16 protein-coding genes are annotated in these 15,655 nt (G+C 71.3%); 7 read left to right on the top strand and 9 right to left on the bottom strand.

The genetic code is table 11. The features are described 5' to 3' along the window. Positions 1–7: 7 nt before the first annotated feature. Positions 8–472 (bottom strand): DUF1003 domain-containing protein, encoded by a 465-nt coding sequence (locus Acor_RS25440; protein WP_155339257.1) that lies wholly within the window; start codon positions 470–472, stop codon positions 8–10. Beyond that, positions 465–1,670 carry a magnesium transporter MgtE N-terminal domain-containing protein gene (locus Acor_RS25445; RefSeq protein WP_155339258.1) on the bottom strand — a complete coding sequence of 402 codons (1,206 nt, stop codon included), beginning with the start codon at positions 1,668–1,670 and terminating at the stop codon, positions 465–467. The genes Acor_RS25440 and Acor_RS25445 overlap by 8 nt, the downstream gene beginning before the upstream one ends. A gap of 99 nt (positions 1,671–1,769) precedes the next feature. Between Acor_RS25445 and Acor_RS25450 the strand changes: the two genes are divergently transcribed. Continuing rightward, the gene (locus Acor_RS25450; RefSeq protein ID WP_308805688.1) at positions 1,770–2,702 is read left to right on the top strand and encodes an EamA family transporter; all 933 of its coding nucleotides are present in this window, start codon (positions 1,770–1,772) and stop codon (positions 2,700–2,702) included. Here Acor_RS25450 and Acor_RS25455 read toward each other — a convergent pair. Further along, complete coding sequence (locus Acor_RS25455; protein ID WP_246239092.1) at positions 2,679–3,050, bottom strand: hypothetical protein; 372 nt, start codon at positions 3,048–3,050, stop codon at positions 2,679–2,681. The genes Acor_RS25450 and Acor_RS25455 overlap by 24 nt on opposite strands. 74 nt (positions 3,051–3,124) lie before the next feature. Here Acor_RS25455 and Acor_RS25460 point away from each other — a divergent pair, with 74 nt between their 5' ends. Continuing rightward, a complete protein-coding gene (locus tag Acor_RS25460; RefSeq protein WP_155339259.1) occupies positions 3,125–4,060 on the top strand; it encodes an HpcH/HpaI aldolase/citrate lyase family protein in 936 nt (311 codons plus the stop codon). Positions 4,061–4,119: 59 nt separating this feature from the next. Here Acor_RS25460 and Acor_RS25465 read toward each other — a convergent pair whose 3' ends face one another. Both Acor_RS25465 and Acor_RS25470 read right to left on the bottom strand, forming a co-directional pair. Next, positions 4,120–4,680 carry a DUF6529 family protein gene (locus Acor_RS25465; RefSeq protein WP_155339260.1) on the bottom strand — a complete coding sequence of 187 codons (561 nt, stop codon included), beginning with the start codon at positions 4,678–4,680 and terminating at the stop codon, positions 4,120–4,122. 14 nt (positions 4,681–4,694) lie between these two features. Then, positions 4,695–5,399, bottom strand: coding sequence for a hypothetical protein (locus tag Acor_RS25470; RefSeq protein WP_155339261.1), 705 nt, complete (start codon positions 5,397–5,399; stop codon positions 4,695–4,697). 433 nt (positions 5,400–5,832) lie between these two features. On the opposite strand from Acor_RS25470, the gene Acor_RS25475 reads away from it, so the two are divergent. Both Acor_RS25475 and Acor_RS25480 read left to right on the top strand, forming a co-directional pair. Continuing rightward, positions 5,833–6,651, top strand: a complete 819-nt coding sequence (locus Acor_RS25475; RefSeq protein WP_170317073.1) for a CPBP family intramembrane glutamic endopeptidase — start codon at positions 5,833–5,835, stop codon at positions 6,649–6,651. A gap of 745 nt (positions 6,652–7,396) precedes the next feature. Then, the gene (locus Acor_RS25480; RefSeq protein WP_155339263.1) at positions 7,397–9,763 is read left to right on the top strand and encodes a beta propeller repeat protein; all 2,367 of its coding nucleotides are present in this window, start codon (positions 7,397–7,399) and stop codon (positions 9,761–9,763) included. On the opposite strand, the gene Acor_RS25485 is transcribed toward Acor_RS25480, so the two are convergent. Then, complete coding sequence (locus tag Acor_RS25485; RefSeq protein ID WP_155339264.1) at positions 9,744–10,118, bottom strand: NUDIX hydrolase; 375 nt, start codon at positions 10,116–10,118, stop codon at positions 9,744–9,746. The genes Acor_RS25480 and Acor_RS25485 overlap by 20 nt on opposite strands. 73 nt (positions 10,119–10,191) lie before the next feature. Between Acor_RS25485 and Acor_RS25490 the strand changes: the two genes are divergently transcribed. The 3 genes from Acor_RS25490 to Acor_RS25500 are packed head-to-tail and all read left to right on the top strand — an operon-like array spanning position 10,192 to position 12,490. Next, positions 10,192–10,821: a DUF6758 family protein gene (locus tag Acor_RS25490; protein WP_155339265.1), complete on the top strand. Its 630-nt coding sequence runs from the start codon at positions 10,192–10,194 to the stop codon at positions 10,819–10,821. A gap of 53 nt (positions 10,822–10,874) precedes the next feature. After that, complete coding sequence (locus tag Acor_RS25495) at positions 10,875–11,585, top strand: MBL fold metallo-hydrolase (protein WP_155339266.1); 711 nt, start codon at positions 10,875–10,877, stop codon at positions 11,583–11,585. Further along, complete coding sequence (locus Acor_RS25500; RefSeq protein WP_155339267.1) at positions 11,585–12,490, top strand: RecB family exonuclease; 906 nt, start codon at positions 11,585–11,587, stop codon at positions 12,488–12,490. The genes Acor_RS25495 and Acor_RS25500 overlap by 1 nt, the downstream gene beginning before the upstream one ends. Here the strand turns inward: Acor_RS25500 and Acor_RS25505 are convergent. From Acor_RS25505 to Acor_RS25515, 3 genes are read right to left on the bottom strand one after another with little or no spacing between them, the layout of a single operon-like run. Then, positions 12,487–13,362, bottom strand: a complete 876-nt coding sequence (locus Acor_RS25505; protein WP_155339268.1) for an alpha/beta fold hydrolase — start codon at positions 13,360–13,362, stop codon at positions 12,487–12,489. The two genes, Acor_RS25500 and Acor_RS25505, sit on opposite strands and share 4 nt — an antisense overlap. A 57-nt stretch (positions 13,363–13,419) precedes the next feature. Then, positions 13,420–13,776 (bottom strand): PLDc N-terminal domain-containing protein, encoded by a 357-nt coding sequence (locus tag Acor_RS25510; RefSeq protein ID WP_155339269.1) that lies wholly within the window; start codon positions 13,774–13,776, stop codon positions 13,420–13,422. A 30-nt stretch (positions 13,777–13,806) separates the two neighbouring features. After that, a complete protein-coding gene (locus Acor_RS25515) occupies positions 13,807–15,543 on the bottom strand; it encodes a DEAD/DEAH box helicase (protein WP_422664837.1) in 1,737 nt (578 codons plus the stop codon). Positions 15,544–15,655: the final 112 nt, after the last annotated feature.

Below are 15,655 nucleotides of genomic sequence, written 5' to 3' on the forward strand. Positions count from 1 at the left end.
TACGAACTCAGCGGCGTTCCGACGAACCGAGCTGCTCGCCGAGCCGCTGGAGTTCGGTTCTGAGGTAGTCCCGGGTGGTGACCTCGCTCAACGCGATCCGCAGTCCGGCGATCTCCCGGGTCAGATATTCGATCTCCGCCTGGTTCCGTTCGGCCGCGAGCCGGTCCTGCTCGTTCTGCACCCGGTCCCGGTCGGCCTGCCGGTTCTGCGCCAGCAGGATCAGCGGCGCGGCGTAGGACGCCTGCAACGACAGCATCAGCGTCAGGAAGATGTAGGGATAGGGGTCGAACTTCAGCGGCGTCAGCACATTCCAGCCCACCCACACCGCGACGAACACCGTCATGTAGACCAGGAACCTGGCGGTGCCGATGAAGCGGGCGATCCGCTCCGCCAGCCGCCCGAACGACTCAGGGTCGTAGTGCGGGCGCAGCCGCGGCCGCAGGTCCCTGGGCTGGTCCAGCCGGTCAGTCATGCCGCTCCCGCCAGTCGTCGGGCAGCAGGTGGTCGAGCACGTCGTCGACCGTGACCGCCCCGAGCAGCCGGCCCACGCCGTCCACCACCGGGCTGGCGACCATGTTGTAGGTGGCCAGGTAGGACGCGACCTCGTGCAGCGTGAACTCCGGCCTGATCGGGTCGAGCGAGGGGTCCACCAGGCCGCCGATCAGGGTGGACGGCGGCTCGCGCAGCAGCCGCTGGAAGTGCACCAGGCCCAGGTAGCGGCCGGTGGGGGTCTCGGTGGGGGCGCGGGAGACGAACACCTGGGCGGCCATCGCCGTGGTCTGCTCCTGGTTGCGGATGTGCGCAAGCGCCACGGCCACGGTGGCGTCGGGGGGCAGGATCACCGGCTCGGTGGTCATCATGCCCCCGGCGGTCTCCTCCGGGTAGTCGAGCAGCCGCCGGACCGGGTCGGCCTCCTCCGGGATCATCAGTTCGAGCAGCGTCTCGGCCTGGTCGGCGGGCAGGTCCTGGAGCAGGTCGGCGGCGTCGTCCGGGCCCATCTCGGCGAGCACGTCGGCGGCGCGCACCGCGTCCAGGTTGCCGAGCACCACGACCTGGTCCCGGTCGGGGAGCTCCTCCAGCACGTCGGCGAGGCGGTCGTCGTCGAGCGCGGCGGCCACCTCGGCCATCCGTTTGTCGGGCAGCTCGTGCAGCAGGCTGGCCAGGTCGGCGGGGCGCATGGTCTCGAACGCGGCGAGCAGGCTGGCCGCGCCCTGGTCCTGCGGCGGGCGGTCCAGGCCGGGCACCTCGTGCCAGTCGGCGATGGCCGTCTGGCCCCGGCGGCGGGTGCCGTGCCGGACCGCCACCTTGGTGACCAGCCACTCCGGCGGGCGGTGCTCCATGGCCAGGTCGAGCACGGTGCCGGCCTCGCCGTCGTGGCTGACCGGGCGGTCCAGCAGTTCGCCGATGGCGAGCGTCTCGGATTCGCGCCGTTCGAAGCGGCGCAGGTTGAGCTGGCCGGTGAAGATGACCGCGCCGGTCTCCATGCTGATGATCCGGGTGATCGGCAGGAACACCCGGCGGCGGGGCTGGACCTCGACCACGAACCCGTGCACCCGGGGCGGCTGCGTCCCGCGCAGCCCGACCACGACGTCCCTGATCCGCCCGATCCGGTCCCCGGCCGGGTCGAACACCGGGAGCCCCGCCAGCCGGGCCACGAAGATCCGATCCACGCTCGAAGGTTATGGGGCTGCGTCCATCCCGCACGGTATGACAGGATCAATAGCACTAAACGGTAGTTACATGGATGGGTCATGATCCGGTCAATTAGCTTGGGAATCGCGATTCTGTCGGCGTTGTGCTTCGGATTCTCCGGGCCGATGGCCAAATATCTGGGAGCCGCGGGGCTCACCGCGCTCGAATCGGTGTGGGTCAGGATGGCCGGGGCCGGGCTGATCCTGCTGCTCGTGCTGGCCGTCTTCCGGCCGGGCGCGCTGCGCATCCCCCGCGACCGGCTGGGCTTCTTCGCCGCGTACGCGGTGATCGCGGTGGCCGGGGTGCAGGCGCTGTTCTTCCTGGCCATCACCCGGCTGCCGGTCGGGGTGACCCTGCTGATCGAGTACACCGCGCCGGTGCTGGTGGTGCTCTGGGTGCGTTTCATCCGGCGGGTACGGCTCCCGCGCGCCGCCTACCTGGGGGCGCTGGTGGCCGTGCTCGGCCTGGGCGTGGTCGTGGAGGTCTGGCAGGGACTGCGGCTGGACGCACTGGGGCTGGTGCTGGCGCTGCTGGCGGCGGCGTGCTGCGCCGGATATTTCCTGATGAGCGAGAACCTGCACGTCGACCCGCTCGGCCTGGTGTCCTGGGGCATGATCGGGGCTGCCCTGGTGCTGGTGCCGGTCTCCCAGCCGTGGGGCATCGACTGGTCGGCGTTCGGCCGGAGCGCCACGGTGAACGGGTTCACCCTGCCGGTGGCGGGGGCGGCGGCCTGGCTGATCGTGGTGGCCACCGTCGTGGCGTACATCGCGGGGGTGACGGCGGTGCGGCGGCTTTCGGCGGCGGTCGGGGCGACGGTCGCCACGCTGGAGGTCATCGGCGCCGCCATGCTGGCCTGGATCCTGCTCGGCGAGAGCCTGGGCGTCTACCAGATCGTGGGGGGCGCGGTGGTGCTGCTGGGCGCGCTGCTCGCGCAGACCGCCACCGCGAGCCGACGGCCAGAGCCGGTCGCGGTGGAGCAGCCGGTGCTAACCGGCGTTGACGGGCGTTAGCCGTACCACCAGGGAGCCGGCCGCCCAGCGGGCGGTCAGGGCGGCGCTGTCGATGGCGTTGAGGCGCTCCTTGGCCAGCGCGGCCACCACCTCGGGGTGCTCGGCCTGGTCGAGCACCGCCACGGTGGCGGGGAAACGGACGAGCTGGGAGCCGTTGTCCTTGCTGCGCAGGATGACCTCGATCTCGGGAGTGTTCGCCAGGCCGGGGAGTTCCTGCTCGTCGCCGCCGGTGACCAGGTGGATCGCCCCGTCGTGCCAGACGTGCCAGGCGAGCCTGGTCCCGGCCGGCAGAGCCAGCCAGAGCACACTGGACTTCTTCGCGCCCTCTTCGATCAGCCGCAGGGTCATACTGCTACTTTTTCACGCTTTCACCGTTCCGTCCGGCCGATGAGCTTCCACGCCACCGCGCTAGCGTGGGGATCATGCGTGCGCGACGATCCTGCCTGGCCGTGCCCGGCAGCAATTCCCGGTTCCTGGAGAAGGCCCAGAGCCTGCCCGTCGACGAGGTCTTCCTGGACTTGGAGGACTCGGTCGCCCCGATCGCGAAGGAGGACGCCCGCCGGACCGTGGTGGCGGCGCTCAAGGAGGGCGACTGGTCCGGGAAGACGGTGGTGGTCCGGGTCAACGACCTGTCCACGGCCTGGACCTACCGCGACGTCATCGAGGTGGTGGAGGCGGCCGGCGACCGGCTCGACTGCCTGATGCTGCCCAAGGTCGAGGAGGCCGCCCAGGTGCGCTGGCTCGACCTGCTGCTCAGCCAGATCGAGCGCACGGTCGGGCTGCCGGTCGGCCGGATCGGGATCGAGGCGCAGATCGAGAGCGCCCGCGGCCTGGTCGCGGTGGACGAGATCGCCGGGGCCAGCGCGCGGCTGGAGACGCTGGTGTTCGGGCCGGCCGACTTCATGGCCTCGATCGGGATGCGCACGCTGGTGGTGGGGGAGCAGCCGCCCGGGTATCCGGAGGGCGACGCCTACCACTACATCCTGATGCGGATCCTGATGGCGGCGCGGGCCCGGGATCTACAGGCGATCGACGGGCCGTATCTGCAGATCAAGGACGTCGAGGGGTTCCGGCGGGCGGCCGGGCGCGCGGCGGCGCTGGGATTCGACGGGAAGTGGGTGCTGCACCCGGGGCAGGTGGACGCCGCCAACGAGGTGTTCTCGCCGGCCCAGGCCGACTACGACCACGCGGAGCTGATCCTGGACGCGTACGAGTACTACACGACCGTGGAGGGGCGAGGGGCGGTGATGCTGGGGGACGAGATGATCGACGAGGCGTCCCGGAAGATGGCCCTGGTGATCTCGGCCAAGGGCCGGGCGGCCGGGCTGACCCGGACTACCGCCTTCGAGCGGCCATAGCCGCCGCGGGCGCTTCAGGGGCTGTGGGGTGGCCCCTGAAGCGGTCCCGGGGTGTTACCTCAGAACTGCACGCCGATCGTGGTGAAGAACCAGAACGACGAGGTCAGCCAGAGGCCGACCAGCAGGGTGAAGAGCAGGCCGCCGAGCACGGGCAGGGTCCAGCCCGGCACGCCGCGCTTCGGCAGCGCCAGCATCTTGGTGGCGAAGATGCCGTAGAACAGGCACCCCAGGATCGAGTGGATCATCACCCGGGGTTCGTCGTACCGGGCGCCGACCGCGTACAGGCAGTGGAAGGCCACCGGCACTGTCAGCAGGAAGGCGATCCGGCCCGACCAGCGGTGGGTGGGCTCCACCCAGCCGCCTTCGAACGGGAGTTTGCCCCACATCGCCATCGCGGTCAGCACCTGCACGATCGCGAGCAGCGCCGCGCCGGTGGTCAGCCACGCCTTCATGGCCAGTGGTCCGGAGAATCCGGCCAGGCTGACCGCGAAGCCGGTGGGGGGGTGCAGCTCGCCGTACACGCCGAGGGCGGTGGCGACCGCGCCGCCGACCAGGACGGGCACGAGGAGCAGGACGATGGCGGAGCGCCGATGGGGGGTGAATTGCTGTGTGTGGCTCATCTCGGGCTCGCTTATCAGGGGTTGATAGTGTCGATGAAAGCGTCGGGCTCGGTCGGGGTCAGGGGGATCCCGTACCAGGTGACGACGCCGCCGTCGAACGCGGCGGCGGCTTCGCCCGCGCCGCTTTCGCCGATGGTGAGCCGGCCGACCGACTGCCCGCTCGGCAACTTGATCCAGCCGCCGACGATCCTGGCCCCCCGGACCTGGGCCGTCGCCCGGTACAGACCGGACGGCTTCTTCACGACCGCGGCGGAGAACCGCCACGACTTGCCCTTGAACTCAACCCGGCCCTGCGCCTTGCCGCCGCCCAGGCTGGCGGTGATCAGGGCGTTCTTGCCCTCCAAGGTGACCGTGTTGTTCTCGGCCTTGCCCTTCAGCCAGGCCTCGATGTGGCCGTCGCAGAAGTACGCGACCGCCTTGCCGTTCCTGATCGAGATGGCCACGAGGCCGCCGTTGCCCTGCACCACGCCCGCGTAGTCGACCTTCTTGGGGGTGGTGTCGGCGGGCGCCGCTTCTTCTGGGGGCGCGGTCTCGCCCGGGGCTGGGGTCTCTTCAGGGGTTGGAGCCTCCTCCTCGACCGGAGGGGCGGTGGACGTGGTATCGATGGGAACCGCCGTGGCCTGCTCGACTGCGGGCGAGGCCTGGGCGCTGGCGACGCCGAGGGCGACGGTGAGCACCGCGCCGACGGCCAAGGTATAGACAGGTCCTAACCGACTCATTTACATCTCCTGGGATAGTTCGTACCCCGCGAGTGAACTCTCTGCGGCCCCGTTCTGTCTGTGAACAAATGCGCAAAGTGGATCGCGACGAAATCGGCTCTGATTACGGAGAATGGGTCGCATGACCGACCATGAGCCGCGCCCGGACCGGACGCCGCCGCCTGCCCATCCTCCGACCTGGGCATCTGCCAATCCCGCACCGACTGACCCGTCGCCTCCTTCGGGTTCACCGAGTATTTCGGACGCACCGCAATATCCGGCACAATATGCGGCGCAATCGGGTGAGTCAGGTTATCAGCCGCAGTACCCACCAGGGGGGTGGTTCCCGACACAGCAGCCCCGCCAGCCCCAGCCGTGGTCGCTGCCCACCCCGCCGGGCCTGCGCTTCGACCTGCTGGCCAGGAACGAGGCCAACGCCTGGTGGCGGCCCATTGTGGGCACGTTCTTCCTGATCGGCGGCTTCCTGGCCAGCTCGCTCATCCTCGGCCTGGTGGTCGGGGTGGTGGCCAGAATGGCCGGCGTCGAGATGGTCGCGGAGGGCTCGCGGATCTTCACAGAGCCGCTGCTGGACGTGGGCTTCCAGCTGCTCGTGCTGGCCCTGGCGATCCCGGTGGTGCTGGGCACGGTCTGGCTGATCCAGCGGCGGCGGCCGGGGACCGTCTCGTCGGTGGCCGGGCGGCTGCGCTGGCGCTGGCTGGTGGCCTGCGTGCCGCTCGGGCTGCTGGCCGTGGTGGTCGGCGAGGGCGCGCAGCAGTTGACCCTGTTCCTGAGCGGCGCGCCGGTGACCTACGAGTGGGGCGGCTGGGCGCCGTTCCTGCAGGCGATGGCCGTCATCCTGCTGCTGGTGCCGTTCCAGGCCGCCGCCGAGGAGTACGTCTTCCGCGGCTGGGTCATCCAGGCGTTCGGGGCGTACATGCGCAATCCGTGGCCGGCCTTCATCATCGGATCGGCCGGGTTCGCGGCGCTGCACGGGTACACGGACTGGGGGATCGCCTACGTGTTCGGGTTCGGCATTCTGTCGGGCTGGCTGGCGGTGCGGACCGGGGGGCTGGAGGCGCCGATCGCGCTGCATGTGGTGAACAACGTCATCGCGTTCGGGTTCAGCGCGGCCGATGGAAATTTGGACGGAGCCTTGGAACAGGGGTCGTTGCCGTGGCAGACGGTGGTCGGAACAGTGACGCAGTTCGCTGTTTTCACCGGGCTGATCCTGGTATTCGTGCGGAAAGCCGCAGTTCAGACGGTGTCGCGATAAATCTGACTAGAGAAGAGGTGATCGCCCGGCAGTGAGGGGGTATCAAGCGAACGCGTCTGCGATATGTCTGGAACGGTCCTGATATAGGAGGTACCGGTCGTGTCCCCCCAAGACGAGGAGCCGGCGGAGTCACCCCCGACGCTGCATCACTCGCCGCCGGGACCCGCCGAGGAGCGATCACGCCCCCCGGGCTCTTCGCCATGGGCGCTGCCACCGTTCGGCGCGCCCGTCCCCGAGGACATGGAGGACAGTTCCGGCGATTCTTCCGCGGAGGAGAATTCCTGGTCGCCGACTCCCCGGACCGGCCGCCGCCCGTACGGTGACCCCGCCCCCGACCCGGCCCCCGCGACCGACCCGGCCCCGGAGCCCGCCCGCGAGCCGGAGTTCCGGCACGGCCGTCCCTACAGCCGCCCGGAACCCCCCGACCCCGAACCGAGGACCGGCCGCCCCCCGTACGGGGACCAGCCGCGCCCGCAGCCGAGCTGGTCCTGGCAGGCCGAAGTCGAGGACGAACCCCGGCTGCCCCGGCGGCTGGTCGACCGCCCCGACAAACTCGTCGCCTCCGGACCGCCGCCCAGCGGCATCCGCCGCGGCCCCGAGATCCCAGGCCGAACCCGAGGAGCTGGCACCGCCGCCACAGTCGCAGCCGCTGTCTCCCCGACTGGCTCCGCCGCCGCCCCCGCCTCCGCCGCCGCCCCCGCAGCGCATCGGCCGCCCGCCCGGTGGCCGCCCCGCCCGGCCCGACGTGCTGGTCTCGCTGGGCCCGCCGCGCGGCGGCCGGCACCACCGCCGGGCCGTCCGGGTGCCGCGCCGGGTCAACCCCAGGTCGATGTTCACGCTGCCGCTGCTGGTGCTGGTCTCCCTGATCGCGGTGGCCGCGGTCGGCCTGTTCGTGATCCGCTGGGCCAGCGCGCCCCCGGCCACCGGGATCACCCTCGCGGTCGGCGACGGCCAGTCCGGCGACTCGGCCTTCGCCGCGCCGGGGCAGCCGGGCAACGGCTCCCGCCAGCTGCTCACCTCGGTCGCCTCGGCCGGGTCCACCATCGTGGCCGTCGGCACCGACACCACCAGCGCGATCGCCAGGCCGCTGTTCATCGTGTCGGACAACGGCGGCAAGGACTGGCAGCTCGGCAACGTCATCGGCCCGCCCGGCTACGAACCGGTCCCCGGCTCGCCAGGCCGGGTCACCGGCGGTTCCGGCCGCTGGCTGGCCGTGGGCACCGACGAGCCAGGTCCGGAGGGCCGGGGCATGTGGACCTCGGCCGACGGCCGTACCTGGACGGCGGTCGAGGCCGTCCAGCTGAGCGCCTTCCAAGGGCAGGACAAGATCACCGACCTGGCCCGGACCGCCTCGGGGTTCGTCGCCGTCGGCACCACCGTGCTGCCCGACGGCTCGCTCGGCGCGGTCGCCTGGGTGTCTCCCGAGGGCAGGTCCTGGGCCCGGGTGGACAACGCCAGGATCGGCACCTCCGACAAGATCAGGGGCATCCAGTCGGTGATCGCCAAGGGTGACCAGGTGGTCGCGCTGGCCAACCCCGGCTCGGGCACCGCCACGGTCATCCTGCGCTCCGCCGACGGCGGCGCCACCTGGGCCCGCACCGCGACCGAGCTACCCGACATCCGGCCGGAACCCGGTGCGCTGGCGGTCGGGAAGGATGGCTTCGTGCTGGTCCCGACCGGGCAGCGGTTCAGCGGCGACGGCGTGCCGGTGCACTGCTCGCCGGATGGCGAGAAGTGGCGGGAGTGCGGCGCCATCGGCCCGCTCAGCCCGCAGGGCACCGGCGTGCGCGGCCTGGCCTCCTCCTCCGCCGGGATCGCCGCGGTCGCCGAGTCGGAGTGGGAGCAGTACGTGGTCTTCCGCAGCGGCGACGGCCGGAAATGGGCGAAGAGCACCGACCTCGGGCACATCCCCGGCACGCTCCGCGCGGTCACCATGACCGGGGCCGGGCTGCTGGTGGCGGGCGGCGACGCGCGCGGCCCCGGCGATGTGGAGAATCTTGCCGTGCTGATGACCGCCGAGCGGGGCAAGGCGGCCCGCGCGGTGCCGCTGGAGGCGGTGGCCGGGCTCAACCGGCTGGCCCGCAACACCGCCAGCGTGCTCGCCTCCGGCCGCGCGGCCGTCGCGGTCGGCTCGGCCAACGGCGACGCCGGCATCTGGACCAGCGGCAACAACGGCGCCAACTGGAAGGCCATCGAGTCGGAGTGGCTGGGCGGCCTGGGCCGCCAGGAGCTGACCGACGTCGCGCACGGCGAGCAGGGCTGGCTGGCGGTCGGCAGCACGATGGCCGACCCGGTCATCACCAAGCCGCTGCTGGTCACCTCAGGCGACGGCAAGGCGTGGCGGCCAGGGCCGATCATCGAGGTGCCGGACGGGCATCTGTTCCTGGCTCCCCGTACGGTCGCCGCCGGATCGGCCGGTTACGTGCTGGCCGGGGAGGACCAGACGGCCTCCGGCATCGTGCCCGCGATGTGGTTCAGCCCCGACCTCAAACGCTTCAACCGGATCGGCAAGCTGCCGGCGGGTGGCGCCGGGGTCCGGATCCACGACGTGGCCGCGACCCCGGGTGGATTCGTCGCCGTCGGCGGTTCGGGACCGGCCGAACGGGAGACCGGCGTGGTGTGGCTCTCTCCGGACGGTCTCACCTGGACGGCGGAACGCCGGGTCATCCCGGAGGGCGCCCGCTCTGCCGGGCTGCGGCACGTGGTGGCCCGCGAGGACCGGATCGTCGCGGTCGGGACCGCTCTCACCGACGAGGGCTCCCGCCCGTTCTCCGCGGTCTCCCTGGACGAGGGCTCGACCTGGGAATACAGCTTTCTACCCGCCGACGAGGCCGCCGTCGTGCTGGACCTGACCGCGGCCGAGGGCGGCATCGTCGCGGTCGGCTCGCACGGGCGCTCCAGCGAGGGCGACAGCGCGGTCTGGGCCTCCGGCGACGGGCTGGCCTGGCAGCGGCACGCCCTGGTCGAGGACGGCCTGGGCGGGGCGGGCGCGCAGTGGCTGGGCGCGGTCACCATCTCCGGCGAACGGGTGATCGCCATCGGCCGATCCACCACCGGCACCAGCGACAACCTCACCATCTGGCGCAGCACCCTCACCTCGGCGGACCGCTGAGCCCGTCCAGGAAGTCGAGCAGGCCGTCGGTGAGCGGCAACCGGCGCAGCTCGGCGTCGCTCACCCAGCGCACCTCGGCCGCGTCGTCCCCCGCCCGCAACTCGCCGCCCACCGCAGCCGCGTAGTAGTCGTGGATCTCGTATGGCGGCCGGATCACCGTCCCCGCCAGCCCCCCGGCCGTGACGTCGAGGCCGGTCTCCTCCCGGACCTCCCGGACGAGCGCCTCGGCGTCGCACTCGCCGGCCTCCACCCGCCCGCCCGGCACCGACCACAGCCCTTCCCCCGGCGGGCGCCCCCGCCTGACCAGCAGCAGCCGCCCGTCCGCGGCCCGGATTACGGCCCCTACACATCGCATAAATGCAAGATTACGACTGGATAACAGGAAAACCCTTGACTTGGCCACGCCGGTCGAAGCACCGTGAGTAGGTGTGAGAGCCCCGCCAACCTGTCCCCGCTGCTTCGGACCGCTTCAGGAGCCGAACGTCTGGTCCAGCTCCTGGCGCTGCGGCCCGCACGGCGAGGTGCTGCCGTACACCTCACACCGCCCGTCCGACGCCGCCCTCACCCAGGTCCGGCAGTCGGCCACCGTCCCGCTCTGGATCCCCTGGCCGCTGCCCACCGGCTGGCTGGTGACCGGATTCGGCGCGGCCGGCGACGAGCGCACCGACATCCGGGGCAGCGTGGTGGCCGTTTCCGGCCCGTCCATCACGGACGGCCCCGCCGACCTGCTGCTGATCGCCGAGGAGCCCGGCATCGGCCTCGGCGCGGCCTACGCCGGACTGGCGGGCCCGGACCCGGGTGACTTCGTCGGCGCGGGCCCGCCGCATGTGAAGGTCAGCGTGAACGGCCACCCGACCCCGCTCTGGCATGTGCCCGACGTGCCTGGCGACCGGGCCGTCTACGCGGGCGAGGCGCTCGGCCGCTGGCTGTGGACGATCGCCTGGCCGGCCGACGCGGGCCTGCTGCTGGTGCCGGCCCAGCTGACCCTGATTGATTTCCGAGAAGTGGAGTGGGATGTCCCCTTCGGGGCTTTCTCACCCCGGCTGGCCGCCGAGTAATGGATTCCGACTGGAATCCCGCTTGCGGCCGGGGACCGGTAAGGTTCTGAATCGTGACAGCGCGTATCGAGCGAGTGGTGACCGCCGGGGTCGTGGAGATCGACGACGTCGAGCACAAGGTGGAGAACAACACCTGGATCGTGGGCGACGACGACGAGGTCATCGTCATCGACCCGGCGCGGGATGCCGAGAAGATTCTGGAGCAGGTGGGCGAGCGCGAGATCCTCGCCGTCATCTGCACGCACGGCCTGCCCGACCATGTCGGCGCGGCCATCGAAGTGGCGGCCAAGGACGAGGCGGTGATCGCCCTCCATCCCAAGGACAAGCGCATCTGGCGCCAGACCTGGGAGGACACCTGGCCGGACATCGACATGGAGGACGAGGGCCTGTTCGCCGTCGCCGACACCGAGCTGGAGGTCCTGATCACGCCCGGGGTGAGCCCCGGCGGCGTGTCGCTCCTGTCGGAGTCGCTGGGCGTGGTGTTCACCGGCAAGACGCTGCTGGCCGACGGGCCGGGCAAGCTCGGCGGTGAGTACCCGTCCCTGGCCGACCAGCTGACCTCGATCGGGGAGCGGCTGTTCACGCTGCCGCACGAGACCCGGGTGCTGCCCGCGCACGGCGAGGAGAGCACCATCGGCGACCTGGAGCCCCAGTTCGACCGGTGGCTGTCCGGCTCGCTGACCGGGACCCTGGAGGAGCCGGAGCTGCCACTGACCGACGGCACCCGCGCGTCCGGGATCAAGCTCGACCTCGACGACGATTAGTGGAGCAGCTCGGTCTTGAGGGCATGCCCCGGCGGCTGTACTCGTGCACGCCGTCGCGGCTCAACTCCTGGCTCGACTGCCGCAGGCGCTACCGGTTCGCCTACCTGGACCGGCCGGCGCCGCCCAAGGGCCCGCCGTGGGCGCACAACAGCGTCGGGGCTTCGGTGCACAACGCGCTGGCCGCGTGGTGGCGGGAGCCGTACGAGCGGCGTACGCCGATGACCGCGGCGATCCTGGTCAGCAACGGCTGGATCGCCGAAGGGTTCAGGGACCAGGAGCAGTCGCTGGCGTGGCGGGACCGGGCCCGCGACATGGTGTCGGCGTATGTCGCCACTTTGGACGCGGCGGATGAGCCGGTCGGGGTCGAGCGCACCGTCGCCACCCGGACCGCGGTCATCGCCGTGTCCGGGCGGATCGACCGGCTCGACCGGCGCGGCGACGAACTGGTCGTGGTGGACTACAAGACCGGGCGCCGCCCGCCGGGGCCGGACGAGGCCAGGTCCTCGCTGGCGCTGGCCATCTACGCGGTGGCCTCGTCCCGGGTGCTCCGGCGCTCGTGCCATCGGGTCGAGCTGCACCACTTACCGAGTGGTCAGGTCGCCGAGTGGGAGCACACCGACGAGACGCTCGCCCGCCATATCGGCAGGGCTGAGCAGATCGCCGAAGAGGCGTCCGCCGCGGACGAGGCTTATCGTGAGCGCCTGCCGGCCAGTGGCCGTCGCCGTCCGCCGGGTGAGCCGGTGCCGGGCGTGGTGGTGCCGCCGGAGGTGGACGCGCTCTTTCCGCCGTCGCCCGGCCCGATCTGCTCCTACTGTGATTTCCGCCGCCACTGCCCGGAGGGCCAGGTGGCGGCCCCCGACCGGTCCCCGTGGGACGGTCTCGCGACCCCGGAGCCGGCAGTCTAGCGGTGCAGGATCTCGCTCTCCGCGGCGTTCCAGAAGCGGGTGAGCGCTGCGGCCGTGGTCTCCGGCGCCTCCACGGCGGGGGAGTGGGCCGCGCCGGGCACGACCACGCAGTCGGCGTCCAGCCGGTCGGCCATCTCGGCCTGCAGGGTGGGGGGCCAGCCGTCGTCGTGTTCGCCGTACAGGATCAGGGTGGCCAGGCCGGTCTGGCAGAGTTCGTCCACCCGGTCGGTGGCGTCCAGCACCGCGCGGCCCATGGCGAGCAGGCCGGTGGGGGAGTTGGCCAGCAGGCGGCGGCGCAGGAACGCGATGATGTCGTCGGGGACCCCGGCCTTGAGCGCCTCCGGTTCGAGCCGCTCAGACCAGATCCGCTCCACCCCGTGGGTGGGCAGTTCGGCGAGCATGGTCCGCCCGGCGTGCTCGCGGGGCCCGACGATCCCGGCCGGGCCCGAGCTCATCAGCGTGTACGAGGCCAGCTTCGCGGTCCCGTCGAGCACGCTCTCCCTGGTCACCAGGCCGCCGAAGGAGTGGCCGAGCAGGTGCACCGGCTCGCCGTCGCCGACCGTGGACGCGATCACGTCCACGTCGCCGCCGAGCGCGGCGCAGCTGTAGGCCGCCGGATCCTCAGGACCCTGGGATTCGAACTGCCCCCGCAGGTCGATCGCGAAGACCCGCCGACCGGCCTGGGCCAGGGTCTGCAGGATCGCGATGAAGTCCTCCTTGCTGCCGGTGTAACCGGGGACCAGCAGGGCCGGCCACCGTTCCGCGACACCGGTGGTCGGGCGGGCTTCAAGCACAGCGAAGCCGCCCACCGGCGTCTCGATCCGCTGAGCGGTCACGCCCGGCGGCAAGGTAAGGAATCTCGGCGTACTCACGTGAAGCCACGATACTGAACAAGCCTGACACCGACACCGTCGAAACTTCTTCGACGGTTAGTCTTCAGGGGCTGGTTCTGGTTTGGACGTATCCGGACTTTCCGGATCCGCTTTCTCGCGCCCCGCCCGGCGCTGCTCCTCCGCCCGCTGTCTGAGCCGGCGGAGGAACTCCTCGTCGTCGTCCGGGTTGAGCGGCCGGGCCGCCCGGGGCGGGGCGGCCTGAACCGTACGGCGCGGCCGCCCGGCGATCAGCCAGAGCAGCGAACCGACGGTCGGCAGCAGGATCACCACCACCAGCCAGACCAGCTTGGGCATGTTCCTGACCAGCGAGGAGTCCGTGGTGATCACGTCCAGCACGCAGTACAGCCACAACCCGATCAGCAGCAGCGTGATCACGCCGCGAATGATCACCATGACCCGAGCACCCTTCCGTCCGGTCCGCGATCAGCCGGTGCGGCGGGGTCGGGGCCGGTTGGGCTGCCGGCGCGCGGCCTTCCGCTCGGTGGCGGCGGACGGCGCCGGCGTGTCGTCCTCGGTGGCCAGGTCCGGAGACTGGAAGATCACCGAGAACGGGCTGGCCGGAATGATCCGGGCCGGCTCCGGCCGCGCGGCGACCGGTTCCGGCTCGGGGACGAACACCGGCTCGGCCACCGGTTCTGGAAGCTCCTCGAAGTTCTCGAACGAGGGCTCCACCACCGGTTCGACGACTGGCTCGACCACCTTGCGGGTCCGCGTCCTGCGCGCCGGCTTGCGCTCTTCGACGATCTCCACGGGCGGCTCCGCAATCAGTTGTTCTGGCATCGGTTCTGGCATCGCGGCGACCATGCTCTCGACCTCCCCGGCAGTCTCCTCGATCTCCTCGACGATCCCCTCGGCTGTCTCGCCAGCCGTTTCGAGAGACCGTCCGCTCCGGGTCCGCCGCCGCTCCCGGGTGCGGGCCGGGCGTTCCCGTTTCTCCCGCTCCCGCTCGCGTTCCTCGCCGCCGGAGTTCCCGGCGCGGGACCGGCTGCGGGTGCGCCCGGTCTCGCCGAGGTCCTCGATCTGCTCGGCGTCCAGACCGGCCCTGGACCGGTTGGCCCGGGGCAGCACGCCCTTGGTGCCGGCCGGGATGTCCAGATCGGTGAAGAGGGTCGGCGAACTGGAGTACGTCTCCACGGGTTCGGCGAAGTTCATGCCGAGGGTGTTGTTGATGACCTTCCAGCGGGTCATCTCGGTCCACTCGACGAAGGTCACCGCCACCCCGGTCCGCCCGGCCCGGCCGGTCCGGCCGATCCGGTGCACGTACGTCTTGTCGTCCTGCGGGCAGTCGTAGTTGACCACGTGCGTCACGTCGTCGATGTCGATGCCCCTGGCGGCCACGTCGGTGGCCACCAGCACGCTGATCTTGCCGTTCCTGAACGCGCGCAGCGCCTGCTCACGCTGGCCCTGCCCGAGGTCGCCGTGGACGGCCGCCGCGGCGAAGCCCTTCTCGCGCAACTGCTCGAAGACCATGTCACAGGCCCGTTTGGTCTCGCAGAAGACCATGGTGAGGCCGGTGGACTTGCCCTGCAGGAGGCGGGAGAGGATCTCGATCTTGTCCATCCGGTGGGTCCGGTAGACGAACTGGGCCGTCTGCGGCGGCTGCTCCGGGTCGGAGTCTTCGTTTTCCGCCCTGACCCGGATGGGCCGGGTCAGGTAGCGCCGGGACAGCGCCACGATCTCGCCGGGCATGGTCGCGGAGAACAGCATGGTCTGCCGCTCCGCCGGAACCAGCTTGATGATCCGTTCGATGTCGGGCAGGAAGCCCAGGTCGAGCATGCGGTCGGCCTCGTCCAGCACCAGCATGCCGATCTGGCCGAGGTCCACGTGCTTCTGCTTGATCAGGTCGAGCAGCCGCCCCGGCGTGCCGACGATGACGTCGACGCCGTTCTTGAGTGCCTCGATCTGGGGTTCGTAGGCGCGCCCGCCGTACACGGTGAGGATGCGGGAACCGAGCTTGCCGGCGGCCAGGACCAGGTCCTCGGTCACCTGCAACGCGAGCTCGCGGGTGGGCACCAGCACCAGGCCCCGCGGCTTCTTCCGGTTCTTTCGCGGCTTCCCGACCAGCTGCAGCATCGCGACGCCGAAGGCGTAGGTCTTGCCGGTGCCAGTACGCGCCTGCCCGATGACGTCCTGCCCGGCCAGTGCCAGCGGAAGCGCCATCTCCTGAATCGGGAATGGTGAAGTAATGCCCTCGGTCTCCAGGGCATCGGCGATCTCCGGGATCACTCCCAGGTCTCGGAACGTCGTCGTAATCGTCGCCTGCCTCAGTCGT

The organism is Acrocarpospora corrugata (assembly GCF_009687845.1).
GTDB classification, from domain to species: domain Bacteria; phylum Actinomycetota; class Actinomycetes; order Streptosporangiales; family Streptosporangiaceae; genus Acrocarpospora; species Acrocarpospora corrugata.